Origin of the sequence: Pedobacter sp. Leaf132, from assembly GCF_920984695.1 — a bacterium.
In the GTDB taxonomy this organism is placed as follows: Bacteria; Bacteroidota; Bacteroidia; order Sphingobacteriales; family Sphingobacteriaceae; genus Pedobacter.
Genome location: NZ_CAKLBO010000008.1, coordinates 32,907 through 58,950 on the forward strand (window position 1 = coordinate 32,907; position 26,044 = coordinate 58,950).

At 37.5% G+C, this 26,044-nt stretch carries 22 protein-coding genes; 10 read left to right on the plus strand and 12 right to left on the minus strand.

Annotation, left to right across the window (positions count from 1 at the left end; all coding sequences use genetic code 11):
• Positions 1-28 precede the first annotated feature (28 nt).
• From leuC to LUA86_RS14375, 8 genes are all read left to right on the plus strand, one after another.
• Positions 29-1,435 (plus strand): 3-isopropylmalate dehydratase large subunit, encoded by a 1,407-nt coding sequence (gene leuC, locus LUA86_RS14340; RefSeq protein ID WP_231463897.1) that lies wholly within the window; start codon positions 29-31, stop codon positions 1,433-1,435.
• A gap of 213 nt (positions 1,436-1,648) precedes the next feature.
• Positions 1,649-2,410 (plus strand): class I SAM-dependent methyltransferase, encoded by a 762-nt coding sequence (locus LUA86_RS14345; protein ID WP_231463899.1) that lies wholly within the window; start codon positions 1,649-1,651, stop codon positions 2,408-2,410.
• Positions 2,411-2,489: 79 nt separating this feature from the next.
• Entirely contained in the window at positions 2,490-3,095 is a 606-nt protein-coding gene (gene leuD, locus LUA86_RS14350) for a 3-isopropylmalate dehydratase small subunit (RefSeq protein WP_231463902.1), read from the plus strand.
• A 235-nt stretch (positions 3,096-3,330) separates the two neighbouring features.
• A complete protein-coding gene (locus LUA86_RS14355) occupies positions 3,331-4,776 on the plus strand; it encodes an ATP-binding cassette domain-containing protein (protein WP_231464182.1) in 1,446 nt (481 codons plus the stop codon).
• A gap of 40 nt (positions 4,777-4,816) precedes the next feature.
• Complete coding sequence (gene leuB / locus LUA86_RS14360) at positions 4,817-5,914, plus strand: 3-isopropylmalate dehydrogenase (protein ID WP_231463904.1); 1,098 nt, start codon at positions 4,817-4,819, stop codon at positions 5,912-5,914.
• The gene (locus LUA86_RS14365) at positions 5,914-7,419 is read left to right on the plus strand and encodes a 2-isopropylmalate synthase (protein WP_231463906.1); all 1,506 of its coding nucleotides are present in this window, start codon (positions 5,914-5,916) and stop codon (positions 7,417-7,419) included. The genes leuB and LUA86_RS14365 overlap by 1 nt, the downstream gene beginning before the upstream one ends.
• Positions 7,420-8,045: 626 nt before the next feature.
• The gene (gene ilvA / locus LUA86_RS14370) at positions 8,046-9,296 is read left to right on the plus strand and encodes a threonine ammonia-lyase IlvA (RefSeq protein ID WP_231463908.1); all 1,251 of its coding nucleotides are present in this window, start codon (positions 8,046-8,048) and stop codon (positions 9,294-9,296) included.
• 135 nt (positions 9,297-9,431) lie between these two features.
• Positions 9,432-9,779: a cupin domain-containing protein gene (locus tag LUA86_RS14375; protein WP_231463910.1), complete on the plus strand. Its 348-nt coding sequence runs from the start codon at positions 9,432-9,434 to the stop codon at positions 9,777-9,779.
• A gap of 75 nt (positions 9,780-9,854) precedes the next feature.
• Here LUA86_RS14375 and LUA86_RS14380 read toward each other — a convergent pair whose 3' ends face one another.
• Entirely contained in the window at positions 9,855-10,415 is a 561-nt protein-coding gene (locus LUA86_RS14380; RefSeq protein ID WP_231463912.1) for a DUF4230 domain-containing protein, read from the minus strand.
• Between the two features lie 136 nt (positions 10,416-10,551).
• Here LUA86_RS14380 and LUA86_RS14385 point away from each other — a divergent pair, with 136 nt between their 5' ends.
• Positions 10,552-10,959: a hypothetical protein gene (locus LUA86_RS14385; protein ID WP_231463914.1), complete on the plus strand. Its 408-nt coding sequence runs from the start codon at positions 10,552-10,554 to the stop codon at positions 10,957-10,959.
• Positions 10,960-10,963: 4 nt separating this feature from the next.
• On the opposite strand, the gene LUA86_RS14390 is transcribed toward LUA86_RS14385, so the two are convergent.
• The 4 genes from LUA86_RS14390 to LUA86_RS14405 all read right to left on the minus strand — a co-directional run bounded on the left by LUA86_RS14390 (position 10,964) and on the right by LUA86_RS14405 (position 14,289).
• Positions 10,964-11,959: an ABC transporter ATP-binding protein gene (locus tag LUA86_RS14390; protein WP_231463916.1), complete on the minus strand. Its 996-nt coding sequence runs from the start codon at positions 11,957-11,959 to the stop codon at positions 10,964-10,966.
• 121 nt (positions 11,960-12,080) lie between these two features.
• Positions 12,081-12,893, minus strand: a complete 813-nt coding sequence (locus LUA86_RS14395) for an outer membrane beta-barrel protein (protein ID WP_231463918.1) — start codon at positions 12,891-12,893, stop codon at positions 12,081-12,083.
• A gap of 93 nt (positions 12,894-12,986) precedes the next feature.
• On the minus strand, positions 12,987-13,739 hold the full coding sequence (locus tag LUA86_RS14400) for a hypothetical protein (protein WP_231463920.1): 753 nt from the start codon (positions 13,737-13,739) through the stop codon (positions 12,987-12,989).
• Positions 13,720-14,289: an RNA polymerase sigma factor gene (locus LUA86_RS14405; RefSeq protein WP_231463922.1), complete on the minus strand. Its 570-nt coding sequence runs from the start codon at positions 14,287-14,289 to the stop codon at positions 13,720-13,722. The genes LUA86_RS14400 and LUA86_RS14405 overlap by 20 nt, the downstream gene beginning before the upstream one ends.
• A gap of 311 nt (positions 14,290-14,600) precedes the next feature.
• Here LUA86_RS14405 and LUA86_RS14410 point away from each other — a divergent pair, with 311 nt between their 5' ends.
• Entirely contained in the window at positions 14,601-15,020 is a 420-nt protein-coding gene (locus tag LUA86_RS14410) for a cupin domain-containing protein (protein ID WP_231463925.1), read from the plus strand.
• Positions 15,021-15,264: 244 nt separating this feature from the next.
• On the opposite strand, the gene rlmF is transcribed toward LUA86_RS14410, so the two are convergent.
• The 7 genes from rlmF to LUA86_RS14445 all read right to left on the minus strand — a co-directional run bounded on the left by rlmF (position 15,265) and on the right by LUA86_RS14445 (position 25,917).
• Positions 15,265-16,263 (minus strand): 23S rRNA (adenine(1618)-N(6))-methyltransferase RlmF, encoded by a 999-nt coding sequence (gene rlmF / locus LUA86_RS14415; RefSeq protein WP_231463927.1) that lies wholly within the window; start codon positions 16,261-16,263, stop codon positions 15,265-15,267.
• Positions 16,264-16,470: 207 nt separating this feature from the next.
• Positions 16,471-17,739, minus strand: coding sequence for a C4-dicarboxylate transporter DctA (dctA, locus tag LUA86_RS14420; protein ID WP_231463929.1), 1,269 nt, complete (start codon positions 17,737-17,739; stop codon positions 16,471-16,473).
• A gap of 293 nt (positions 17,740-18,032) precedes the next feature.
• Entirely contained in the window at positions 18,033-18,866 is an 834-nt protein-coding gene (locus LUA86_RS14425) for a cyanophycinase (RefSeq protein WP_231463930.1), read from the minus strand.
• A 79-nt stretch (positions 18,867-18,945) separates the two neighbouring features.
• On the minus strand, positions 18,946-19,971 hold the full coding sequence (locus LUA86_RS14430) for an isoaspartyl peptidase/L-asparaginase family protein (protein WP_231463932.1): 1,026 nt from the start codon (positions 19,969-19,971) through the stop codon (positions 18,946-18,948).
• 7 nt (positions 19,972-19,978) lie between these two features.
• Positions 19,979-21,073, minus strand: coding sequence for a cyanophycinase (locus tag LUA86_RS14435; RefSeq protein ID WP_231463934.1), 1,095 nt, complete (start codon positions 21,071-21,073; stop codon positions 19,979-19,981).
• 132 nt (positions 21,074-21,205) lie between these two features.
• The gene (locus LUA86_RS14440) at positions 21,206-22,597 is read right to left on the minus strand and encodes a RagB/SusD family nutrient uptake outer membrane protein (RefSeq protein ID WP_231463936.1); all 1,392 of its coding nucleotides are present in this window, start codon (positions 22,595-22,597) and stop codon (positions 21,206-21,208) included.
• A gap of 11 nt (positions 22,598-22,608) precedes the next feature.
• Positions 22,609-25,917 (minus strand): SusC/RagA family TonB-linked outer membrane protein, encoded by a 3,309-nt coding sequence (locus LUA86_RS14445; RefSeq protein ID WP_231463939.1) that lies wholly within the window; start codon positions 25,915-25,917, stop codon positions 22,609-22,611.
• Positions 25,918-26,044 lie beyond the last annotated feature (127 nt).

Consider the following 26,044-nt stretch of genomic DNA (forward strand, 5'->3'; position numbering starts at 1 on the left):
CCTCCGGGGAGGGTTGGGAGGGGCTAAAATGTCAAAAACATTAGTAGAAAAAATTTGGGATGCACACGTTGTAAAAAGCGAAGAAGGATTTCCTGATATTTTATACATAGATACGCACTTAATACACGAAGTAACTTCGCCGCAAGCATTTGATGGTTTGCGCAAACGTGGTTTGCCGGTTTTTCGTCCGCAGCAAACGGTGGCAACTGCCGACCATAACGTACCAACTTTAAACCAATTATTACCGATTAAGGAAGAGCTCTCCCGTTATCAGGTAGATATGCTCACCAAAAATTGTGCAGAATTTGGAATTGAACTTTATGGCTTAGGTCACCCACTTCAGGGCATTGTACACGTAATCGGTCCGGAATTGGGTATTACCCTACCGGGAAAAACGATGGTTTGTGGCGATAGCCATACTTCTACCCATGGTGCTTTCGGAGCAATCGCTTTCGGTATTGGCACATCGCAGGTAGAGCAGGTTTTTGCAACGCAATGCTTATTGCAATCGAAGCCTAAAACCATGAAGATTGAGGTTAATGGTGAACTTGGAAAAGGTGTTGGCGCAAAAGACATTATTCTTTACATCATTGCGCAAATTTCTGCCGCTGGTGGTACAGGATATTTTATTGAGTATGCAGGCTCGGCAATCGAAAGTTTAAGCATGGAAGCCCGAATGACGATATGCAATATGAGTATTGAAATGGGTGCGAGAGGTGGCTTAATTGCGCCTGACCAGATTACTTTCGATTATATTAAAGGTAGAAAATTTGCTCCGGCAGGCCAAGATTGGGATAAAGCTTTAGCTTATTGGAAAACGCTATACAGCGATGCTGATGCAAAATTCGATAGTGTTTTAACTTTCGATGCTGCAGATATTGCACCAATGATAACCTATGGAACCAACCCCGGAATGGGAATGGGCATTCAGGAAAATATTCCGGCAACCAACGCCCAGCCTGAGAAAGAACAACTTTCTTACCAAAAAGCGTTGGATTACATGGGTTTTGATGATGATGCATCGTTAATTGGAAAACCGGTTGATTATGTTTTTATTGGAAGCTGTACAAATTCTCGAATTGAAGATTTACGTGAGGTTGCAGATTTTGTTAAAGATAAACGCAAAGCGGATAATGTTACGGTGTGGATAGTTCCGGGTTCGAAACAAGTGGAGCAGCAAGCAAAAAATGAAGGTTTAGATAAAATTTTCGAAGCCGCTGGTTTCCAATTACGTGAACCTGGTTGCAGCGCTTGTTTAGGCATGAATGAGGATAAAATCCCGGCAGGAAAATATTGTGTTTCTACATCAAACAGAAATTTTGAAGGTAGACAAGGGCAAAATGCCAGAACACTATTGGCCAGCCCGTTAACTGCCGCCGCAGCTGCTGTTACAGGTGTGATTACAGATGTGAGAGAATTGTTGGAAAAAGCTTAAAGCAGAAGAATAAAGCTGAAAGAATAAAGACTAAAGCATAATGCTAATATACTCATAATTGCCAGGAACGAAGCAATGTTTCCTACGAAATAGATTGCTTCGTGCCTCGCAATGACGATAATAAAAAAAGAACTTAGATATGCTTCAATTTCTTAAATAGTAAAAATAAATGGTTGGTGGAGACACAAACTATGGATTAAAAATTAAAGCAAGATGCCAGAAATAGTTTGGGATGCAACATTATACGATAAGCAACATCACTTCGTATCTGATTTCGGTGCGGATGTTTTGCAGTGGTTAGCGCCTCAGCCCGGAGAATACATTTTAGATGTTGGTTGCGGAACTGGTCAGCTGGCTGCACAAATTGCAGAAAGTGGTGCAGTAGTTTTAGGCAGCGATGCTTCGGAAGAGATGGTTTTAAAAGCGAAAGCTTCCTATCCAAATTTAAACTTTGAAGTGGTTGATGGAACTAAACTTCCTTACCAGGAAAAGTTCGATGCAATTTTTAGCAATGCTACTTTCCATTGGATAGAAAACCAAAATGCTTTAGTTGAAGGCTTATTTAAAAGCTTAAAAACTGGCGGCAGATTGGTGGCAGAGTTTGGTGGAAAAGGAAACGTAAAAAGCATAACAGATGCCATAAAAGGTGCTTCAGAAAAATTGGGCATTGCAGATAAAGTGCTCACTAACTTTTGGTTTTTTCCATCAGTTAGTGAATACAGTAAATTGTTAGAATCGAAAGGTTTTGAAGTAGAGCAGATTTGGTTATTCGACCGACCAACAAAGCTTATTGGTGAGGAAGGGATGTACGTATGGATTAACCAATTTGCACAGCACGCATTAAAAAACTTTACAGAAAAAGAAGCTCAAGACATTAAAAATTTGGCTGTTGAAATCTTAAAACCTAATTATTTCATCAACGGAGAATGGATGGCGGATTACAGAAGATTGAGAGTTAAAGCGATAAAAAGCTGAAAAATAAAAGCTAAAGGTGATATAAAAAATGCAAAAATCGAGTCTTGATACTTGATACTCGCTACTTGATACTAATAAAATGAAAAAATTCACAAAATTAACATCGGCCGTAGTGCCTTTAAATATAGAGAACATAGATACCGACCAGATAATTCCGGCAAGGTTTTTAAAAGCAACTACGCGTGAAGGCTTTGGCGAAAATTTATTCCGCGATTGGCGATATAATAGTGATAATACGCCAAAACCAGAATTTGTGATGAATAATCCAACCTATAGCGGACAAATTTTAGTCGCAGGTAAAAATTTTGGTTGCGGTAGTAGCCGTGAGCATGCGGCATGGGCAATACAAGATGCCGGTTTTGATGTAGTGATTAGTAGTTTTTTTGCCGATATTTTTAAAGGCAATGCCTTAAACAACGGTTTGTTGCCGATACAAGTGAGTGAAGAATTTTTAAAACAAATTTTCACAGCTGTGGAGAATAACCCAGAAATTACTTTAACTGTTGATTTAGAAAATCAAACAGTAGCAATCGAGGGTAAAGTCCTCCCTTCTGGGGAGGATTTAGGTGGGGCTGAGAACTTCGAAATTAATCTTTACAAGAAATCCTGCCTGATTAATGGCTATGATGATATTGATTTCATTTTAGCACAGAAAGATTTGATTGAAGAATTTGAAAAGGGCTAGAAGCTAAATTTTTAACCGCAAGCTAACACAATCGTCATTGCGAGGCACGAAGCAATCTGCTTCTTAAGATTGCTTCGTGCCTCGCAATGACGACCGCTGAAAAACCATAGTTCAAAAAACATCAATACCCAGCTTAGATTTCTAAGATGGTAAAAATAATAAAACAGTGAAAGAAAGTTTCGTCAGTATTCAAAACCTAAACCTAAACCTAAAACACCAGCAGAAATCGGTGTTAATGGATTTGAATTGGACCATCCATACTGGCGAACAATACGTTTTATTTGGCGAAAGTGGTAGTGGAAAAACATCTTTAGGCAAAATTATCGCTGGTTTACAAAGTGCTGCCGGCGATGTAAAAATCAATTTTAATACAGAAACTGATTTGCCTGCCGAAGTTTTATTTGTAGAAAGCTGGTACCAATTTAAAAACTTAGAAGGTGTTGCTAATTTCTATTATCAACAGCGTTATACCAGCCAGCAAACCAAAGATACCTTAACTGTTCATGCAGAGTTAGTAAGTTTTGGCAAAGAAAAAGGACTACATTTTGATAAAGTAGAACCAATTTTAGAAGCATTTAACTTTACAACATTCGCAAGCGCTCAGTTAATAGAATTATCAAGCGGAGAACACAAAAAACTTCAATTGGTTAAAGCATTGTGGTTACAACCGCAATTGTTAATCATCGATCAGCCATATACCGGTCTAGATGCTGCATCTCGTAAAAATCTGAATATTCTATTAGATGAAGTTACAGAAGCAGGTGTTCAGTTGATTTTAATTTGCAATGATGATGAGTTACCTGAATCAATTAATCGCTTCGCAGAAATAAAAGACGGGCAAGTTTCTGTTTCAAAATCAAAAGTACTTGCAACCTTTTCTATTGAGCAAAATTTAAAAGACATACCAGATTTTCTGAAAGAATCGCCGGTTTATTCGTCAAAAGATATAGTTAAAATGGTTGATGTTAATATCAGTTATGGTAATAAGCACGTGTTAAAAAACATCAATTGGGAAATAAAAGCCGGCGAAAAGTGGTTATTACAAGGACATAATGGCTCAGGCAAATCAACTTTGTTGAGTTTAGTAAATGGCGACCATCCGCAATCTTATGCCAACGAGCTTTATCTATTTGGCAACAGACGTGGAAGTGGAGAAAGTATTTGGGATATCAAAGAACACATCGGTTTAATTTCACCAGAATTTCACTGGTATTTTGATGCCTCAGCTACCGTTTGGCAAAGCATCGCATCCGGCTTTTATGATACTGTTGGATTATTCCAGCAACTGCCTTATTCAAAAAGTTTACAGGTTGATGAGCTGGTTGAATATTTTAATTTATCAGCCAGCAAAAACGAATTATTAACATCACTCCCACTAGGAAAGCAGCGTTTGGTTTTATTAGCCAGAACAATTATTAAAAATCCAGAATTGTTGATTTTGGATGAGCCATGCCAGGGATTAGACCAACAGCAAACAAAACAATTTAACCACATGATTGATGAATTGTGTAGCAACGGCATGACTTTGATATATGTTGGTCATTTTGAATCGGCTTTGCCCGCCTGCTTAGAGAAGAGAATACTATTAGAAAATGGCGAGGTTAAAGTTGTCGAAAATTTAAACACCCAAACTCGTCATAGCGAGGTACCAAGCAATTTTTGCACAGTACCTTCTAAATGAAATTGCTTCGTACCTCGCAATGGCGGCAAAATATAATACAATGAAGAAGAACATTTTAGTAATACCTGGAGATGGTATCGGACCCGAAGTAACCACATGGGGAAAAGCAGCACTCGAAAAAATTGCCGAAATTTTTGGTCATGAATTTGAGTTTGATGAAGCTTTGATGGGTCACGTGGCAATTGAAGTAACTGGCGAACCATTACCTGATGAAACTTTAGAAAAGGCGAGGAAAAGTGATGCCATTCTTTTTGGTGCCATCGGCCATGCCAAATACGACAACGACCCAAGTTTAAAAGTTAGGCCAGAGCAAGGTTTATTAAAAATCCGCAAAGAACTTGGTTTGTTCGCCAACCTCCGCCCGATATTACTATTTGATGAACTTCTTCAGGCATCAAGCATTAAACCCGAAATATTAAGAGGAACAGATATTTTATTCTTTCGCGAATTAACAGGCGATGTTTACTTCGGAGAAAAAACTCGTTCAGAAGATAGAAATACTGCTTCAGATTTAATGATTTACCACCGCTACGAAGTTGAACGCATTGCACATAAGGCTTATCAAGCTGCCCAGCAACGTAGCAAAAGGTTGTGTTCTGTAGATAAAGCGAACGTTTTAGAAAGCTCTCGCCTATGGCGAGAAACCGTTCAGGAAATTGCAAAACAATACCCTGATGTAGAAACCGAGCACATGTTTATTGATAACGCGGCGATGCAATTAATTAAAAATCCTAAGAAATTTGATGTGGTTTTAACGGCGAATTTATTTGGAGATATTTTAACCGATGAAGCTTCGCAAATTGCAGGCTCGATGGGAATGCTGGCATCAGCTTCTGTTGGCGAAAGCACCGGATTCTTTGAGCCAATACATGGTTCGGCTCACGATATTACCGGAAAAGATTTAGCGAATCCGCTAGCCTCTATCCTATCTGCGGCGTTAATGCTCGAAATCGGCTTCGGATTGAAAGAAGAAGCAAAATTGCTGGTTGATACTGTTGATGCCGTTTTAAAAGAAGGTTTTAGAACACACGACATTGCCGACCAAACCACTAACCGATTTAAAGTTTTAGGCACTGCCGAAATGGGCAAATTGGTATTAAAATTCTTATCACAAAAATTAACTACAACACAAAACTAATGATACACGACCCAAATAAAGTATATATTTTCGACACTACATTACGAGATGGCGAACAAGTTCCAGGCTGCCAATTAGATACCAATCAGAAAATTGAAATTGCCAAAGCTCTAGAATTATTAGGTGTTGATGTGATTGAAGCCGGATTCCCGATTTCGAGTCCTGGCGATTTTCAAAGTGTTGTGGAGTTATCAAAAGCGATTAAAAACCCTACCATTTGCGCATTAACCAGAGCGATTAAAGGCGATATCGATGTAGCTGCAGAATCATTACAATATGCTAAGCATCCACGTATCCATACCGGCATTGGCTCATCGGATATGCACATTAAATACAAATTTAACAGTACCCGCGAAAAGATTTTAGAAAGAGCGGTTGAAGCGGTTAAATATGCTAAAAAGTTTGTGGAAGATGTTGAGTTTTACGCAGAAGATGCCGGCAGAGCTGATAATGAATTTTTAGCCCAAATGATTGAAGCGGTTATTGCAGCGGGTGCAACCGTAGTAAACATTCCCGATACAAACGGTTATTGCATGCCAGACCAATACGGTTCTAAAATTCTTTATTTAAAGGAAAACGTTAAAAATATTGATAATGCAATTATATCGGTTCATTGCCATAATGATTTAGGTTTGGCAACAGCAAACAGTATTGCCGGTGTAGTTAATGGCGCCCGCCAAATTGAATGTACCATAAACGGTATCGGGGAGAGAGCTGGGAATACGGCTTTGGAAGAAGTTGCGATGATTTTAAAAACGCATAGTTTGGGCTTGCATACCGGCATCAATAGCAAACATTTCACAGAAATTAGCGGAATGGTTAGCCGTATGATGCACATGCCGGTACAGCCAAACAAGGCAATTGTTGGTAAAAATGCTTTTGCACACAGCTCGGGAATTCATCAGGATGGATTTTTAAAACACAGGGAAAATTACGAAATCATTAATCCTGAAGATGTTGGTTTAAACAGCGCTGATATTATTTTGACGGCTCGTAGCGGTCGCCACGCTTTGAAACACCATTTAGAGCGTTTGGATTATGATATAGAAAAAATCAATATTGATGATGTTTACGAGCGTTTTTTAGTATTGGCTGATGAGAAAAAAGACATTACAGATGATGATTTACTTTTCTTGATGAGTAATGGAGAAACGGAATCATACAAAAATGGTTATAAATTAAACTTACTGCAAGTAGTTTGCGGCGACCAGGCAAATCCAACAGCCAATATTAAGTTGCAATATGAAGGTGTAGAGAAAGAAGCAAAAGCAGAAGGTAATGGCCCGGTTGATGCAACCATTAATGCTATTGTGAGCATTATAGATAAAAACATCACACTTAAAGAGTTTACCATACAGGCGATGCACGGTGGAAGTGATGACGTGAGCAAAGTAAATATGAAAGTAGATTATGAAGGCAAATCTTTTGTAGGATTTGGTTTCAGCACGGATATTGTGAAAGCATCTGCTAACGCATATTTAGATGCGATTAATAAGTTTTTGTAGGGAAGCGGAAGGTTGATAGCAGAAAGTTTAAAGCTGAAAGATTAGAGCTGAAAAACTAAAGATTAAAGACTAAAAGTTAAAGCGAAAAGAAAAGCCGCTTCGTCATTGCGAGGTATCTTAAAGCAAGAAACTAAAGTAATAAGATTGCTTCCCCGAATTGTCGGGGCAGGCTGTGCCTCGCAATGACGGACAGAGGGCATAATGTCATCCTGAGCTTGTCGAAGGACAACAATTTTTTACAAATGGTCTTCGACAAGCTCAGACTGACAGAATGTAGATTTGCAGCTAAGTTGAACGTTTTGAGGGGAATTCCCCTCTTTTAGAGGGTTGCCTGAAAGGCGGGGTGTTTTTTTTACTAACCAGCACAAACCAAGTTTTTATAAACCCGACAGCAGTGGAAATACATTTTGGTGGTTAGCAAAAAAGATTACCACATCGTTCCTCTTCGCCTGCCTACTGCAGGCAGGCAATGACGAAACGAAGGAGGAAATAACAGAAGTAAAAAAAGGATTGCAACGCCCGCCTGCCAGACAGGCAGGAATGGCGGGGCAGAAATGACCGAAAAGAACAGAAACCTGCTTTTCAAAAAAATAATTGAGTAAATATTAGTATTTGATACTGAAAAAATGAATGATACAATAAACAATACTTTTGATTTCGGCGGTGCATTTAAAACTTTAGAAGGTGTTGTTAAACGCACACCATTAGAGTATAATGAAGGATTATCGCTTAAGTATAATGCTAATATTTACCTTAAAAGAGAAGATTTACAAATTGTAAGGTCTTACAAATTACGTGGCGCATACAATAAAATAAGTGCTTTAAATCCAGAATCGTTAAAAAACGGTATTGTATGCGCAAGTGCGGGTAACCATGCGCAGGGCGTAGCTTATTCTTGCAAAAAGTTGAATATCAAAGGTGTAATTTTTATGCCTGAGATAACGCCAAAGCAAAAAATTAAGCAGGTAAATATGTTTGGCGGCGCCAATATTGAAATTATTTTAGTTGGCGATACTTTTGATGATTGTTTAAAGGAAGCTTTGATTTACTGCGAAGAAAAATCTTCGACATTTATTCCTCCTTTTGATGATGAAAAAGTGATTGAGGGGCAGGCAACAGTAGCGATGGAAATTTATCAGGATTTGCCTTCTTTGGATGCCATAATTGTACCAGTTGGTGGTGGCGGTTTAGCATCTGGCGTGAGTGCATATCTGCAAACCGTAAAACCTGATGTTAAAATATTTGGCGTAGAACCGATGGGTGCGCCATCATTAAGTGAAGCTTTAAAAAACGGTGGTCCGGTTACGGTTGAAAATATTGAACGTTTTGTTGACGGCGCCGCTGTAAAAAGAATGGGCTGGATAACTTATCAATATTGTCAGGAGCTTTTAAGTTCTACCTATTTGATTCCTGAAGGGCAAATTTGCACAACTATTTTAAAGCTGTATAATGAAGATGCAATTGTTGTAGAGCCAGCAGGTGCATTATCTGTAGCCGCCTTAGAACAGGTTAAAGACCAAATTGTAGGTAAAAATATTGTTTGTGTAATCAGTGGTGGTAATAACGACATTGAACGCATGCAAGAAATCAAAGAGAAGTCGTTACTTTTTGAAGGTTTAAAGCATTATTTCATTGTTCGCTTTCCGCAAAGACCAGGTGCCTTAAAATTATTTGTAAACGAGGTTTTAGGCCCGCATGATGATATTACCCGTTTTGAGTTTATTAAAAAAACCAATAAAGAAAACGGACCGGCATTGGTTGGAATTGAGTTAACCAATAAAGACGATTATGCGAGTTTGCTGCAGCGTATGAAAGATTTTAAATTCGAAATTATTGAGTTGAACCAGGACCAAACTTTGTTTGAGTATTTGGTATAAGGTTTCGATTAATTAACCGCAAAGAACGGAAAGTTTTTTTGCAGAAAAAGAAATGACAATTTTTAAATTTGTCGTCCTGAAAATACCGAAGAACAGGGTTTAATATACTTAGCGTGACAAAATCTCGTAAAAAAAATGAATTTTAAAGATCTAAAAAACCAAACCTTAATAACCGATAGCGATTTGGATTGGGATGATTTAGGCGCTGGCGTAAAGCGCAAAGTAATGCCTTTTGATGACAATTTAATGCTGGTAAAAGTTGCTTTTGAAAAAGATGCAGTTGGAACGTTACATAACCATCCGCATTTACAATTAAGTTACGTGGCTAAAGGGAGTTTTGAAGTAACTATGGGCGATAATAAGAAAACACTAAATGAAGGCGATCTATTTTTTGCCCCAACCATGATTTTTCACGGAGTGGTTTGCCTTGAAGATGGTTTGTTGATTGATATTTTTAACCCGCACCGCGAAGATTTTTTATAATATTTATCACCACCAAATACAACTAAACCATTTGCTTTGAAACTGAGATTTATGAAAATGTTAAAATAAAATTTCCTAATCAAAAGTCAGCCTCACGTTTTTATAACCCAAACCTTCAATTAAGGGCTTTAAAACATTTGCAGCATTATTTTTAGTTTGCGATAAAATATCTGATTTTTTCACTTCGGTAGCTACATGTTTTTCGGCAGCCTTATAAGCCTCATCAACCAATCCCGCTTCGCGGAAGAAAGCCATTTTAGTATCGTAAACTTTGGAGTTTTTGTGGTCAATTTTTACATAACAAATTTCTGGCTGTGGTAAATTTACTACAGCAGTATCTCCATCAATTTCAATATTATCTCTGGAAACTTTTGTTAAATCGATGCAACCAACAGCCTCTGCTTTTACAATTAGCAAAACACTCGCTTCAGGTAAAAAATCAGTTTTGTTTTTATGTTCCAAAACATCACTAATTTGGTAACGAACCAACTCCAGTTTACCAATAGCCTCAATTTTTTCTACTAAAAGCTGATGTTTACTTTCAACAGAGGTGTTAATGCTAAACTTTTTTGAGATAAAAAAGTATCCTGCAATCAATAAAATCAGCCAGGGTAAAACTCTAAAAACTACTCTCATTTCAACTTAAATAAATTCAATTTTCAATGTTGTGTTACATCAACCAAACAATTATTAATCCACATTGTGTTTTACTGATTTTTTGGCAGTTGTTTTGTATTACACAAAGCACACACACAAATTAAACAATATCGACATGAAAAAACTTACTATCCTAATGCTTTGCATTGTCACACTAGGTTTGGCATCCTGCAAAAAAGAAACAATCGTACAAAGCCCAAATGCAATTTTAACGGTTGTTAGAGATGTTTCTACAAATGCCTGGACGCTTAGTAGCGACAGCAAAACTTATACAGCCGAAATTCCTGTTCCTGAAATTGACCAATATCACATCGATAACGAAGGAACTTTAGTTTACATTTCTTATAACAGTGGAGCAAGTTACATTGCCCTACCTTTTGTTTATAATATTGATGCTTTTAGCTACGAAGTTTATAAAGGTGGTGTTGCAATTGATGTTCAAAGCGCTGACTTTCAGCTTCAAACGAGAAAGCCAACCTCAACAGTTAGAATTAAAATAGTATTGGTCGGAAACGATTTATAATTTCTTAGTAAAACTCTAAAAAACGACTAATGTTCAATTGAACGTGGTCGTTTTTTTTGTGTTCGCCCCTATTCAATTGTAGAGCCCGAACGGTTACACCGTTTCTTTCCAGTAAAAGTTCATCATAAAAACCCTTGTAGTAAACATCTTTTACTTCAAAACGCCTACTACTCCAGCCGTTATTTATTTCTGCCCATTCGGGATAAAAAACCACATGAGCAGCAAAAGTTTTTAAACCAATTTTCTCCGCATCACCACGAGATAAAACTACCGCATTGCCTAAAATTTGTGCGGTGTAAATATGCTTCGGCTTTTGATAAATTTCTACTGGTTTACCCGTTTGCAAAAGTTCGCCATTTCTTAAAATCAAAAGCTGGTCGGCCAAAAATAATCCATCGGCTGGGTCGTGGGAAACCAAAATCACCGTAACACCAGTTTCAGCGGCAACACGTTTAATATCGGCTCTAAGTTGGTTTTTGAGCAGGGCATCCACCTGACTAAAAGGTTCATCTAATAACAAAACCTTAGTATCAGCAACCATTGCTTTAGCAATCGCCACACGTTGTTGCTCCCCACCACTTAATTCAATAATTTTTTTGTTTTGTAGCGGCAGAATTCGCAGATGCTCCATAATCGCCAAAGTTTTTTCAGCCTTGGTTTTTAAATCCGAATTAGAAAGTTGAGAAGCGATGTTATCATAAACCTTTGCATATATATTCAATGAAAAATCCTGGGTAACCATTTTCATCTGCTTGTGCCCAGGTATCAGTTGCTCATCAGGGCCTAAAACACGTTTATCTTCAAAGAAAATATCGCCTTCATCGGTTTTTAGCAAACCATAAATAGATTTTAACAAGGTTGATTTACCGCTACCGCTTTCGCCGATGATGGCTACTACGTCGCCTCTATTTATATCGAAACTAATGTTTTTAATACCTCCAGCTTGTTCTATCTGGTATTGTTTCGTTAGATTTTTTACACTGATTATCTTATCGCTCACATGGTAAAGATAATAAAGCTTGAGGGTTTTAAGGTAAAAGGATTAGGCTAAATAATAGAGATAAAAAAAATCCTGTTCCGTCTAACCGAAACAGGATTTACAATTTGTGTGTTGTAATATTTTAGTTTAAACCGAAGGTTACGCCAAAGCTCATATTTTTTAAACCGGCCTGTTGTGCAGTTGTAAACATATCGTTGAAATAATATTTGGTAAACAAACCTAAACCACCGTAGCCAAACCTAACAGTACCACCGTAACGAACAGATTGGAAGTGGTAGTTATCATATTGTTTTTCTTTGCCTCGCTCATCGCTAATTTGTTTAATCTTTCCATTCAGTAAGAAGCTTACTTCTGGTCCAAGCACTAAATAAAACCTTTTGCCTTTATTATTTTCACTTGTACGAAATTCAAAGTTTAAAGGAATGTGAACGTAGCTGCTCGAAAATCTGTTTTTAGAGAAATGAACAGGTTGCTCCGTGTACACAAACTCATTTGAGTTTTTAGCGATTGTTATATCTCTTCTCAATCTGATTAAAGTCCAATCGAAACCACCGGCAACATAAACTTTAAAGTTTGAGTTAAAGCGATAACCGAATTGTAGGATATCGAATGAGAATGTACTTGTTTTTCCGCCTTTATAATCTAAAAACTCGTTGTTTGGTGATAGATTAAAACTTCCGTTATCAATTAATCTCGAGAAACCTAAATCTACTCTGGTAAAGGTAACGCCACCAACAAAGCGACCTTTCTTTGCGTTATCCGTAGAGTCGGTTCCTTTTGTTACTATCGGACCGCCGCCAATTCTGATGGTATATTTTGCCTTCTTTCTGGTTACAGAGTCTTTAGCGACCGTATCTTGCTGTGCAAAAACACTTGGAGCAATAGCACCGGCAAGTCCGCTTACCAAAAGTGCTGTTAAAATTAAACGTTTCATATTTTGTGTGTGTTTATTTTCTAAATTTTGAATGATTGATTTTTGAATGAGCGAATGTTATTAAACCCCATCGTTAAATCTTAATAAATTCTTCTATTTTTTCTTTTTACCAATTTTAAACGGACCAATATTTATCGACGAAAGTGAAGAATCATCATCATCCGTACGGAACTGAATAAATTTATCTTTCCTTTTATCAACTTTGTTTACAATTAAGTTTACAACATCGCCAACATTTCTAATGCCTTTAGTTTCAGCCTGACTGTTCTCATTATCAACATTATCCATTTTAATTGCACTTGGATTGGCTGCAATAATCGTTTCTTCTTTAGGTTGTAAAATTGCCTCTTCTATTTTGGTTTTGATATCCTTCTGCGGAGTTTCTACTCTAACAATAACCTGTTCCTGTTTTTGCATTTCTGGAGCCGTAACCACCTTATATGTCTCTATAGGTTTTACAGTTACTTTAGTTTTAACTTTAGCCAAACTCGTAACTGGTTTAGCACTTACAGGCAAAACTTGTGTTGCTTTTTCAACCGGGCTAATAACTAAAACCGACGAATCTTTAGTTGGCTGTTCCGTTACAACTGGCGTTTCAACCTTTGGAGTAACATTACTGGCATATTGTTTTGGTGTAACATCTTGTTGTTTGTAAATCAAAAAACCTACAGTTACCACTAATAAAACTGCCGCTGCCGATAACCAATAAATTGGAATAATCCTTTTTCTTTTTGGTTCGATTTCGCTTTCTATGCTGCTCCACAAATCTCTTGATGGCTCAATTTCAGCATCTTCGAAAGCATTTTTAAATAACTTATCAAAATCTTTATCCTGTATAGGTTGCATAACCAAAGCCCTCCATTTTTATAATTTCTTCTTTTAATATTGCTCGTGCTCTCGATAATTGAGATTTACTAGCGCCTTCTGAGATACCTAAGGTTTCTCCAATTTCTTTGTGAGAATAGCCTTCAATCACATACATATTGAAAACCATTCTGTAACCATCAGCCAATTTCTGTATCACCTTCATCAAATCCTGCATGCCTAAAGTTCCAAAATCAAATCCGGTTGATGGCTGCTCGTAAGCTTCATCAATTTCAACAACATTTAAGCTGCGTAAATTTTTTCGGTAACTCTCAATTGCAGTATTAACCATTACCCTTCTAATCCATCCTTCAAAAGAACCATCGCCTCTATACTCTTTAATTTTCTGAAAAACCTTGATGTAGCCCATTTGCAAAACATCTTCAGCCTCCATTCTATCTTTAGCATAGCGCATACAAACAGCCATCATTTTCGATGCAGTTTGCTTGTAAAGCAGCTCCTGCATCTTCCGGTCTCCTGCTTTGCAGCCTTCCATCAAATCGTTTATCGTATAGCTTCGCGTCAATTTCATTGTGTGTTTGTATATAGAAGATGGCAGATTACAAACATTGGTTGCATAGGAGATGAAAAAAAGTTAAATGAATGTTAAAATAAATTTTTAATAGCTGATTATCAGATAGATAAATATTAAAATTTTATTTTGAAAGATATATATTTTTGCTTTGAAAAGCAATTGCAGAAGGTTTTTTGAATGTTTGTTTCGCTTGAAAGCCGAAAACCAGGCTTTAATACTTAAATTTTCAAAGAATACATACAGCCAAAAGCTTAAATTTAGCATCGGTAAAACCTAGTGATTAACATTAGCATTTAAAAATTTAGGGTATGAAAGATAAACCTTTACTAATATTATTTCTTTTATCAATAACTGCTTTTGGTACTAAGGCGCAAACGGATACCAGCAAATATATTTTACAAAACGATATTGAGGTATCAAAAAAGGAACCTGGCACACATAAAGGCGGCGGAGAAACCATTGGCTATAACTTCTTTGCCGATGCTAGAAACCTTAAAACTGCTTTCAGAAAAAGAGTACTACAACCCGGCTCTTCTATTGGTTATCATTTACAAAAGGAGGATGAAATTTATTATGTATTGAGCGGCTATGGAATAATGAAAATGAACGGCAAAACCTTTAACGTAAAGCCTGGAGATGCAATTTTAACCCGGCCAGGAAGTTCGCATGGTATTGCTCCAAATGCTGATAATGATTTGGTAATTATGATAGTTTACGAAAAAAAGTAGTAATTAATTTATCACATAAATTTTAACAGTGGGTTTTAAAAACCTTAAATAGTAGCACCAACCCGTGTTAAATAAACCGGATTGAAGTGATATCCTTTTTGAAGCATTAGCGCAAAAGATTGCCACGTCGTTCCTCCTCGCAATGACGAATGTAGGAATGGTACTGCGCTGCAAAAAGATACAAATAAAAAGCCGGAAAAACTTAAACAGTTCATCCGGCTTTGCTTTTCTAATTATTTTAAAACTAAGCGTTTTTAACTTCAGGCTTAGCACTTTCACTTTTCCATCCCTTTGCCCACTCCGCTTGTGCAGCATCGTCTTTGTAAGTCCAGGCTACAAAACGGCTTATTTTTTGCCCCTGACTCATTTGCACAGTACGAACTTCAAATGCATTAGCTTTTATTAATGTGCTGTAAATACTTTTTAAGTTAGCGCTTTTCGAAACCAGTGAGGTAAACCACAAAACCTGGTTTTTAATTTGCTCGCTTTGAATAATCATTTGCTCTACAAAAGCACGTTCGCCGCCCGGGCACCAAAGCTCAGCCTTGTTTCCACCGAAGTTTAAAACGTGTTTTACTTCTTTTTCGTTACCACCCAAATTACGCCATTTTTGACGCGTACCTTGCTCGGCTTCTTTAAGCGACGAGTGAAATGGTGGGTTGCAAACAATGGCATCAAAACGTTCAGTTCGGCCAACAATACCTCTAAAAATACCCATTTTTGAACCTTGTTGGCGAATTTCGATTTTACCTTGCAATGGTTTATTTGCTTCAATTATGCGCTTCGCCGATTCTACAGATAATGGATCTATTTCAGAACCTACAAAGCTCCAGCCGTATTCCTGGTGACCAATTATCGGATAGATGCAATTTGCGCCAACACCAATATCCAATACATTTACGTTTGAGCCTTTCGGGTTTTTACCTTTATTACTTGAGCCTAATAAATCGGCTACGTAGTGAATATAATCTGCTCTACCCGGAATCGGCGGACAAAGAAAATCTTTAGGAATATCCCATTGTGAGATATTATAATATTGTTTAAGCAAAGCCCTGTTCAGTGCTTTAACTGCGCTTTGGTCTGCAAAATCGATAGAATCATCGTTATGCTCGTTCTTAAAAACGAAACGTTTCAATTCTTTTGAAGAAGCTGTAAGTTGTTTGAAATTGTATCGCGAACGGTGTTTGTTGCGTGGGTGTAACTCGCTTTTTTCTTTGCGGTTATTTTGTTCTTGTTCTGCCAATGTAATTTGGGTTAACTAAACATGCTGTGTTGCCTGTTTCTGCCACAAAGGTAGGATAATTAATTGGCTTATCGGTTGTCAGTTGTTCCGTTACCAGTCGTGGTGCCAACCAAGCAAATTTTATAGATAATCCACTAAAGTTTTAAGCGCAACTAACTAAAAATCCATAAATGCATCCGAAAACAGGAAACCGGCGACTCGTCAAACCTAACTTTCTTCGTTTTTCTCAATCATTGCCGGCTGAATTGCCTTTAGATATTTCGCTTCATCAAACTGGTTTTCGCTTTTAGCGATTACAATTGTTGCAACACCATTGCCAATCACGTTGGTTATTGCCCTGGCTTCACTCATAAATCTATCTACACCAATTAAGATAGAAATATGTTCAATTGGCATAATTTTAAGCGCCGTTAAGGTAGAAACCAATACAATAAAACCACTTCCTGTAACACCCGCAGCACCTTTAGAAGTTACCATCAACACACCTAAAACAGTAATTTGCTGTCCGAGGGTTAAATCGACATGAAAAACCTGGCAAAGAAATATTACGGCCATTGCCAAATAAATTGCTGTTCCATCTAAATTAAAAGAATAACCTGTCGGGATAACTAAACCAACAACCGATTTATCGCAGCCAATGGCTTCCATTTTCTGCATCATACTAGGCAAAGCCGATTCTGAAGATGAAGTACCTAAAACAATTAAAATTTCCTGACGAATGAATTTAAGATATTGCCAAAGGCTGAAGTTATAGTATCTGCAGATGCCATTCAAAATCACAAAAATAAATAGAAAGCAGGTTAAATATACCGAACCCATTAATTTTGCCATACCCACAACACTTTGTAAGCCGTGAGTACCAATGCTGAATGCCATCCCACCAAATGCACCGATTGGAGCAAGGCGCATAATCACTTTCATAATTTTAAACAGCACTTTCGATATTTTATCAAAAGCATTTAAAACTGAGGTTCCTTCGCCACCTAATTTATTTAAACCATAGCCAAAAAGAATGGCGAATAATAAAATTTGTAGAATATTTCCTTCGGCAAAAGCAGCTATAACGTTGTGCGGAATAATATGAAGGAAAAATTCTGCCCAATTCATATCCTTGGCTTTATCGGCATAATCAGAGATTTTACCTGCATCGCTAACTTTAGCCGCAACGCCAACACCAGGTTTTAAAACATTTGCCACCAATAAACCAACTGCTATGGCTACTGTACTTACAATTTCGAAATACAATAGTGCTTTTCCACCTACCCTTCCCACCTTTTTCATATCGCCCATGTGTGCAATGCCCAACACAATGGTAAAGAAAATGATAGGTGCGATGAGCATGCTAATCAGGTTAATAAAACCCTGACTTATCAGTTTTGCAGTTGAAGCAAATTCAGGAAAGTAGGTGCCTACAAATATTCCAATAATAATAGCTACAATTACCTGAAAGGTTAAATTGGAAAGGATTGATTTCATCTATATGTTTTGAAGACTGAAATATAGGTTATTTTTTTTCGATGTTGGAATTTTTAATGAGAACCAACTCATTCAAATAACTAGATATAAACTGGAAATCGAAATATTTGGAAATGAATGAACTAATTTCATGGCACTTTCGGCCTCGCCAAATACTTTACTCATTCATGTCGCCTGCCTACCGCAGGCAGGGGTTTAGTTACAAAGGTTTGTGCAGGAGAGACCCTTTCCAATAGCCTTCATGAAATGGTCGTCATTGCGAGGCACAGCCTAGAAAAGTAAAACTAAAATATTTACGGTTTAATATCTATTACATCACCATCGGTAAAAATGCCAAATTCGGCTTTTGAAAATTTGAGCAATCCACTATCGGTATATTTTAAATTTTGCGGATTAGCAATCCTAATCACCTGGCTTTCGCCTGCAACCGTAGCTTTATTACCATTTACAATAATTGCCGTACTTTCGTCAATACCGATACCAACCATGCTTGGGTTAGCTGCCAAAGCAGAAATTAAACGGTTATATCGGTTACGTTTTAAAAAATGCTGATCAATAATTGTATTTTCTAATAAGCCCAATCCTTTAGAAAATTCAATGTTTTTATCCCAAAGTTTATTAAAGGTTTCTTTGTAAACAGTATCTAAAAGCTGTTTACCGGTAATCATATATTTGCTCATTACGGCAGCTCCGGCACTGGTTCCGGCTATTGTTGAGCCATTTTTATAGGCTTTGTGGATTGCATCATAAACAGGCGTATTTAAAACCACATTCATGAAACGGCTTTGGTCGCCGCCTAGTATGTAAATCAGCTTTGCATTTGCTAAAGAATCCGTCCAGGCTTTATCATTTACATCATGCTTTGCAAAGTTGAAGTTTCTGATAACCCGATTATCCAACTTTATTATTTGCTTAGCAAGAAAATCAAAGCCAGCATCTGGCGCTTCGCTCGACATTGGCAATACAATGATGTAATCTGTTGGACTTAGTTTTGCCGTTTGAAGCATTTTCTGCATCAAAGCATCTGAGCGATTTCCACCACCGATAATAAACAGGCTACCTTTATTTTGGGCATTTGAAATAAATGCATTGGCTATAAAAATCAGCGATAAAAAGATTCTTTTCATCTGTATGTAATTGTTTTAATGATGATAAAGCTATCAGATTTTCATTCCACTGTGTGACCTGAAAATCATGATGGTTTCATTATTTATAAATGCTTACTTCAATTTTACCGTCAGCGGTAATTGCACCTCGGTACATACCTTCTGTATTAAACGGCATAGACATATTTCCTTTTTTATCTAAAGCGATTAAACCGCCATCGCCACCCATTTTGCCAACTTTTTCGATGGCAATTTTAGATGCAGCATCTACCGACAAACCTTTATATTCCATTAAATCGGAAATGGTTTTGGCCACTACATTACGAATGTAGAACTCGCCCCAACCCGTACAAGAAATACCTGCTGTTTCGTTATTACAATATGTTCCCGAACCAATAATAGGTGCATCACCAACGCGACCGTATTTTTTATTCGTCATACCGCCTGTAGATGTTCCGGCAGCTAAATTACCAGCTTTATCCAAAGCTACGCAGCCAACAGTACCAAACTTATAATCGTGGTTTTTGCTGCCTAAAAGTTCAGATTTTTTGCTGCCGTGATCTAAAACTGCTTTTGTAGAATCCTCTTTAATGGCTTGTTGTAAACCATCCCACCGTTCTTTAGTCCAGAAATATTTTGGGTCTACAATTTCCAAACCAGCATCTTTAGCAAATAAATCGGCGCCTGCACCAACCATCATCACATGTTCTGATTTTTCCATCACAGCTCTTGCTGCAGATATTGGATTTTTAACGGTTGTAACACCCGCAACCGCACCCGCCATTAAAGTTTTCCCCTCCATTATGGCGGCATCCATTTCGTTTCTGCCATCGTGAGTAAAAACAGCGCCTTTACCGGCATTAAAATGTGGGTCGTTTTCTAAAACATGAATAGTCGCCTCTACTGCATCCAAACTCGATTTTCCATCCTTAATTTTTGCATAACCCGCTTTTAAAGCTTCGGTTAAAACCTTTACATATTCAGCTTCTTTTTCCGGTGTCATATTCTTTTTCAAGATTGTACCTGCACCACCGTGAATAACCATAACATATTTTTTCTGCTGCGCAGAAACGTTTGCTGTAAAAATTGCAAACGCAAAAACCAAAAATAATTTTAATGTTTTCATCCTTATTTTATTGAACTTTTTTGTTTAAAACTCCATTATCTATCCACCACCAATACCATTTGCCACCTGTGGCTTCACTTGCCTTAAAGTTAGCAACATTAAAATTACCACCACCATTTACCGATGCAGGAATTTCATAAACTGAGATGGCTTTTTCGTTATTAATCCAGATAACTTTCTTGTTTGCCTCCAGTTGTTCGGGTTGTTTGCCTTCATCAGAACTTATAAAATATGCATAACTGTAAGGTCGGCTTGCAGAATAGTCTCCAAAAACCTGCGCCTTTCCATCCTTATCAATACAAACGGCCGTTCTTTCATCGGCAGCAATAGCTTTTGCGGCTATATTCCAATCCTTTTTTATCCTACCTAAAAAAATAACCGAGCGCCCTTCTCTATCTCTGGTTAAATAATGTTGGTCGGTAATTACATTTTGTAAATAAGGTGCTTTTAAAAAATCGTTATTGTATAAGGTTACGTTTGAATCGTATGGATTTGCCAAAGCCTGTACCGAGGTTAAACCGCCGGTTTCACCACTATAGTAAAAGCCACCTAAAATTGCGCAACCAGCGCTGGTACCGCCAACCGGAGCTTTTTTATCATTCAAAAGATAATTTAAAGCTTGTTCGGTTTTCGTTCCTTTCCAATACCTCATGTAATCAGATTGGTCGCCACCGGCAATAAAAACCATCTCAGCATTCCGGATTATGTAAGCTACCGAATCATTATTTGCTAATTCTTTTGTATTGATTAATAAAGTTTCTACAGAATTTACCGTACCCAAACCATTAATGTACGGGTTATAGGCATCAGTTCCTGAAGCACGCAAAATCACAACATCTCCTCCACCGCTTCTATCAATCATCCATTTAAAAGCGGCATCAACATCCGTTCCGCCACCCATTAAAACCATACCGCCATTGGTTGCTTTAACTACGTTACTGCTATCGCCAACCAAACCAATTGATGCAGGTCTGGGTTTCGCGACTGGCGTTGTTGTCCCTCCGCCTCCAGTTGTTGGTGTTGCAGGCGAAACCGTAGTTTTACTGCAAGCCATAACCGAAACGCAATAAGCCATCAGCAGGATAAAGAATGTTTGTTTCATATTTAAAATATTAATGGGCTTTATCAAAATTCATTTTGCCAGCCCGAGCTTGTTGAAGGTTAATAGAAATATGTATTTTCGTTTCGACAAGCTCAACATGACAAAGGCATCTCTTGTAAAACCACCAAATAATTAATAGCCCGGATTTTGAACGGTATTTTTATTTACCGAAATTTCCAAAGCAGGTAAAGGAAGCGAGTATTGAGCCTGAGTAACGGGTAGTGTTACCGCTCCAGATGCGTTTACAGCATCAGCTGCCAATCTAACTACCGGTAAATTTCTCCTCTTTAGATCGTAAAAACGATGACCTTCAAAAGCAAGTTCTTTAAATCTTTCTTCAATGATGGCATTGATAAGCGTTGCTTTATCAGCAAAGGTTGCGCTAACATAATTATTGATACGAGCATTACGCAATGCGTTTAAATCGCCAGCTGCATCTCCGGTTGATTCCGCTTCTGCTTCAGCTTTAATTAAATACATCTCGCCCGTGCGGAATAATTTAATATCGGTTAAACCTGGAGCTGTTGAGGTACCACCAATATATTTATTTACCAGATATTGAGATCTTGTTCCAGTTCTTGTTGCATCAAATCTGATGTACGAAGTATAACGCAAATCGTTAACCTTATCAAAAGTATTAATCAACTTAAAAGCAGGCGCATATAAAACAATGCCACCAGTTTGGCGGAAATAAAAATCTCCTATTCTCGAATCAGTTGTTCCAACACGTTTTGCTTTCCAGATAACTTCGTTATCATTAGCATCTGTCCATATACCCGGAAACTGTGCTTTTGTTGCTAAAGGATTCACCGCAATCACTTCATTAGCGTAAGAAATAGCGTCGCTCCAATTTTTTTCATACAATGCCAACCTGGCTTGAATAGCAGAAACCGCAGTTTTTGTAATTCGGGTTCTATCTGTAAAAGTTGTCGGAATTAAGCCTTTGGCTGAGATTAAATCAGCTTTTGCATTTGCTACAACCACTTCAAAATTATCTCTTGCAGGATAAGAAATTGTTGATGTTTTCATGTATGGAACGCCTAATGCTCCGGTTTGATAAGCAGATGCATAGTTTCTCAACAATTCAAAATGAAAATATGCACGTAAGGCTAAAAGTTCACCGCGGTATCTTGCACCTGTAGTTGCATCTGCCCCACTTAATGTTAAGGCATCTAAACCTGCAATTGTTCTGTTAACTCTATCAATCGCGGTGTAATAACTTGCATAAAGCGAGGTTACTGAACCACTTCCGGCAGTATAAAGCCATCTGAAAGCATCGCTATTCCCAACCGTATTTTCTGTTGGGAATGTTGCTTCATCAGAAACTGTTGAAACCAAACTTATTGGCGTATAATCTAATAATGCGTAAGCGCCTAATAAACCTAAGTTTATATCACTTATATTTCTAAAAGCCTTATCAGGCGATATTGTATCCGTTGGCGCTAAATCAAGTTTTGTACATGATGATGCCAATACTAACAACGAAAATATAAGTACGTATTTTTTATATATTTTATTAATCATTGCTATAATTATTAAAAGTTAACATTTAAACCAGCCGTATAAGTTCTAGTATTCGGGTATTGAAAACGACCATACACAGCATTGTTTTCAGGATCTAAGCCTCTCCATTTTGTCCATGTAAATAAATTCTGACCCTGGACAAAGATTTTTACGCCTTTAATAATTTTAGTTTTTTCTAAAATTGATTTAGGAATAGAATAGCCGATATTTACATTTCTTAACCTTAAGAAAGATGCATCCTGAATTTCTTTAGAAGTAAAGTTTCTAGGGATATCGAATCTTTGAAGAATTGCATCATTACCAGAATCGCCCGGAACCTGCCATCTGTTTTCTAACATTCTTACGCTCTGGTTACTGGTTGCATAACGCTGATTTTCATTATAAAAATCTTCATTATTCCAACGCATAACATTAGAGACAAAAGAGAATAAAGCTGAAGCAGTAATTCCTTTGTAACTTAATGAGGTATTAAAACCACCTGTAAATGTTGGGTATAAGCCACCAGAGTTTGTAGTGCTTTGAGTATTTACATTGTAAGTTGTGGTAATGCTTCCGTCCAAATTATAATATTGTGCTTCTCCTGTTTTAGGATTAACACCTGCCCAATCTGGCGCAAAATAAGTTCCGTAAGGCAAACCAACTTTTAAAATACGAGAATCTCCATCCGGATAAGAATCTGTAACATCAGTAACATGAAGGATTTTATTCTTATTATAACCAGCGTTAACACCTACAGACCATAAGAAATTTCCGGTTTTGATAATATCTCCATTAACTTCAAATTCGATACCTCTGTTTCTCATTTTTCCAGAACTTAAGCTTAATAAAGAGAAACCAGATGTTGCCGAAGGTGGTTGATCGATAAACATATTGGTGGTTAAACGATAGTAATAATCTGCAGAAATACGCAAACGGTTTTTCAATATCGCTAAATCAAAACCTGCGTTAGATTCTTTAACGTATTCCCAATCGTAATCTGCGTTACCCGCAGCCGATGGTCTGATTGCCGCCACACCACCATAAGAAGTTCCGACTGTGTAAGTTGGCAAGTAAGTAAAATCGCCACCAAAAGGACTTGCAGTAATACCATAACTTGCTCTAACCCGCAAATCATTAACAAAATCATTATTCTTTAAAAACTCTTCAGCCTTGGCATTCCAGTTAGCACCGAACGAGTAGAAACCATGCCATTTATTTTCTGGTGCTACTCTTGTCGAACCATCGTAACGGTAACTTGCCGTTGCTGTATACTTATCGTTGTACGTATATCTGGCTACGCCCATAAATGATGCTAAAGCACTTTTTGTTTTCCCACCTGTTGTTGATGGTAAGAAAACTGCGCTGTTGGTAGCGCCTGCCGGTGTTTCTGGCAAACGACCATCAATACCATAAGCACTAAAGCCAAAAGAGTTATAATTGTTGTAAACGTATTCGTAAAATGCAGAAGCTTCTAAATCATGAACGCCGTTAAACTTTTTAGCAAAGGTTAATCCGGTAGTTGAAATGATATTAAAGTTTCTGCGACTTGCATCTGTTAAACGACCTTTTCCGCCTAAAGTATTTGCCACACTTCTAGAGCCGTAATAAGAATCAGGATTGATAAACTGCTGGTCTGTAGATTGGCGATAATCGATACCAGCTCTGGTACTAATTTTTAATTCCGGTAAAATCTGGTACACAAAAGCAGTACTAATAATAGATTTTAACTGATCTGTTTTATCAGAAGAATTTAACAAACGCTCTAAAGCCTGACTGCCTTCTCGCTGATCTAAAATAAAATATTGAGATCTGTTTCCTGGATGCACCAAAGTTCCATCAAATGCATAAGGGTTTTCATAAGGTAAAGCATAATAAACAGATGCCATTGCTGTTCCGGCGCCTGTTCCACCCTCACCTTCGGTAAAGCTAGATTGAGAATAACCCAATGATAAGTTTACGCTACCGCTGAATTTATCATCTTTAAAATCTAAATTACTTCTTAATGAGTAACGATCTAAACCGGTACGCTTAGCCACACCTTCCTGACTGTAATAGTTTAATGAATTGTAGAAACGTAAGTTTTCATTACCACCGCTGATGCTTACCTGTTGTTCCTGAAATTTACCTCTTTGGAAGAAAATATCTCTCCAATCGGTATTAATACTCTTCAAACTATCAATAATATAATCTGCTCTGGCTCTTGTTGTTGCAGTACCTGCAGCATAAGTTGGGTTTTTAGGAGAATATGTCCAGCCCGGACCAATGTTACGACCAAAACTTGCGCCAATTTCTTCTTCAAACTGCAAGCGTTGTTCAGTATTCATCATGGTAAAGTTTGGTCTACTCAAATTAGAGAAACCATATTGCGATGTATAATTAACAGCAAGTTTACCGGCTTTACCTTTTTTAGTTGTTAAAACGATAACACCATTCGAACCTCTTGAGCCATATAAAGCTTTTGCTGAAGCATCTTTTAAAACCGTGGCCGATTCTATATCTTCAGGATTAATGGTTTGAAAATAGCCTGCTTCTATTGGCACGCCATCTAAAACATACAAAGGTGCCGAAGAACCATTTACACTTCCAATACCACGAATTACAACTGCTGCACTTTGGCCTGGTTGCCCTGATGATGAAATTACACTCATACCCGGTACGCGACCTTGCAGAATCTGGTCTACAGTTAAGCCTGGCACAGTATTAATTTTTTCTGCAGTTACCAAAGAACTCGCCGCTGCAGATTGTGACTTAGTATAATTGGTGTAGCCAGTAACCACAACATCGCTTAATGTTCCCGCCGAAGGCGTTAACTTTAAAGAACCCATTTGGGCTTTGGCTGTAAGTTCTCTATCGGCATAACCGATGTAAGAAACCACCAATACCGCATTTTCATCAACATTTCTGATGGTGAAGTTACCGTTACTATCCGTTACATAAATTGCCGATTGCCCCTTAACCCGAACAGAAGCACCCGGCATTGGGTTTCCGCTTTCATCCACCACTTTTCCGGTAACATCAATTGCTTTAGCTTGTTCATTAATATTAACTTTCGGAAAAATTAAGATGGTGTTTTCTTTAATTTCCCATCCAAATGGTTGAGCTTTTAATGCTTGAGTTAAAACATCTTTAAGTTCAGCGTTTTTTAAATCGATGGTTACAGGTTTCGATTTCTGCTGAATTAGATCGGTATCGTACAAAAAGAAATAACCGGTTTGGCGTTTAATTTCTTTTAAAATTTTCACCAACGGCGTATTTTTCTGACTAATATTTATGCGTTGAGAAAATGCATTTGCACTTACCTGTAAGCATAAAACCGTCATTATGAAAATAAATAATTTCATAGCCCTAAGAAATTGATGGTTAAAATAATTTGGAGTAAAATCCTTTGGCTTATCCACAGCGGATTTACTACTTCGAGTGTAAAAATTCATACATTCAGTTTGGTTTAAAGGTTAAATTGATTAGTTA

Bases quoted from the DNA above. Each gene is read 5' to 3' on its own strand.
- leuC (WP_231463897.1), top strand. From the start codon at position 29: ATGTCAAAAACATTAGTAGAAAAAATTTGGGATGCACACGTTGTAAAA.
- leuB (WP_231463904.1), top strand. From the start codon at position 4,817: ATGAAGAAGAACATTTTAGTAATACCTGGAGATGGTATCGGACCCGAA.
- ilvA (WP_231463908.1), top strand. From the start codon at position 8,046: ATGAATGATACAATAAACAATACTTTTGATTTCGGCGGTGCATTTAAA.
- LUA86_RS14445 (WP_231463939.1), bottom strand. From the start codon at position 25,917: ATGAAATTATTTATTTTCATAATGACGGTTTTATGCTTACAGGTAAGT.
- LUA86_RS14365 (WP_231463906.1), top strand. From the start codon at position 5,914: ATGATACACGACCCAAATAAAGTATATATTTTCGACACTACATTACGA.
- LUA86_RS14385 (WP_231463914.1), top strand. From the start codon at position 10,552: ATGAAAAAACTTACTATCCTAATGCTTTGCATTGTCACACTAGGTTTG.
- LUA86_RS14380 (WP_231463912.1), bottom strand. From the start codon at position 10,415: ATGAGAGTAGTTTTTAGAGTTTTACCCTGGCTGATTTTATTGATTGCA.
- LUA86_RS14345 (WP_231463899.1), top strand. From the start codon at position 1,649: ATGCCAGAAATAGTTTGGGATGCAACATTATACGATAAGCAACATCAC.
- LUA86_RS14410 (WP_231463925.1), top strand. From the start codon at position 14,601: ATGAAAGATAAACCTTTACTAATATTATTTCTTTTATCAATAACTGCT.
- LUA86_RS14430 (WP_231463932.1), bottom strand. From the start codon at position 19,971: ATGAAAACATTAAAATTATTTTTGGTTTTTGCGTTTGCAATTTTTACA.
- LUA86_RS14440 (WP_231463936.1), bottom strand. From the start codon at position 22,597: ATGATTAATAAAATATATAAAAAATACGTACTTATATTTTCGTTGTTA.
- LUA86_RS14375 (WP_231463910.1), top strand. From the start codon at position 9,432: ATGAATTTTAAAGATCTAAAAAACCAAACCTTAATAACCGATAGCGAT.
- LUA86_RS14405 (WP_231463922.1), bottom strand. From the start codon at position 14,289: ATGAAATTGACGCGAAGCTATACGATAAACGATTTGATGGAAGGCTGC.
- LUA86_RS14355 (WP_231464182.1), top strand. From the start codon at position 3,331: ATGGATTTGAATTGGACCATCCATACTGGCGAACAATACGTTTTATTT.
- LUA86_RS14425 (WP_231463930.1), bottom strand. From the start codon at position 18,866: ATGAAAAGAATCTTTTTATCGCTGATTTTTATAGCCAATGCATTTATT.
- LUA86_RS14395 (WP_231463918.1), bottom strand. From the start codon at position 12,893: ATGAAACGTTTAATTTTAACAGCACTTTTGGTAAGCGGACTTGCCGGT.
- LUA86_RS14400 (WP_231463920.1), bottom strand. From the start codon at position 13,739: ATGCAACCTATACAGGATAAAGATTTTGATAAGTTATTTAAAAATGCT.
- LUA86_RS14435 (WP_231463934.1), bottom strand. From the start codon at position 21,073: ATGAAACAAACATTCTTTATCCTGCTGATGGCTTATTGCGTTTCGGTT.
- leuD (WP_231463902.1), top strand. From the start codon at position 2,490: ATGAAAAAATTCACAAAATTAACATCGGCCGTAGTGCCTTTAAATATA.
- dctA (WP_231463929.1), bottom strand. From the start codon at position 17,739: ATGAAATCAATCCTTTCCAATTTAACCTTTCAGGTAATTGTAGCTATT.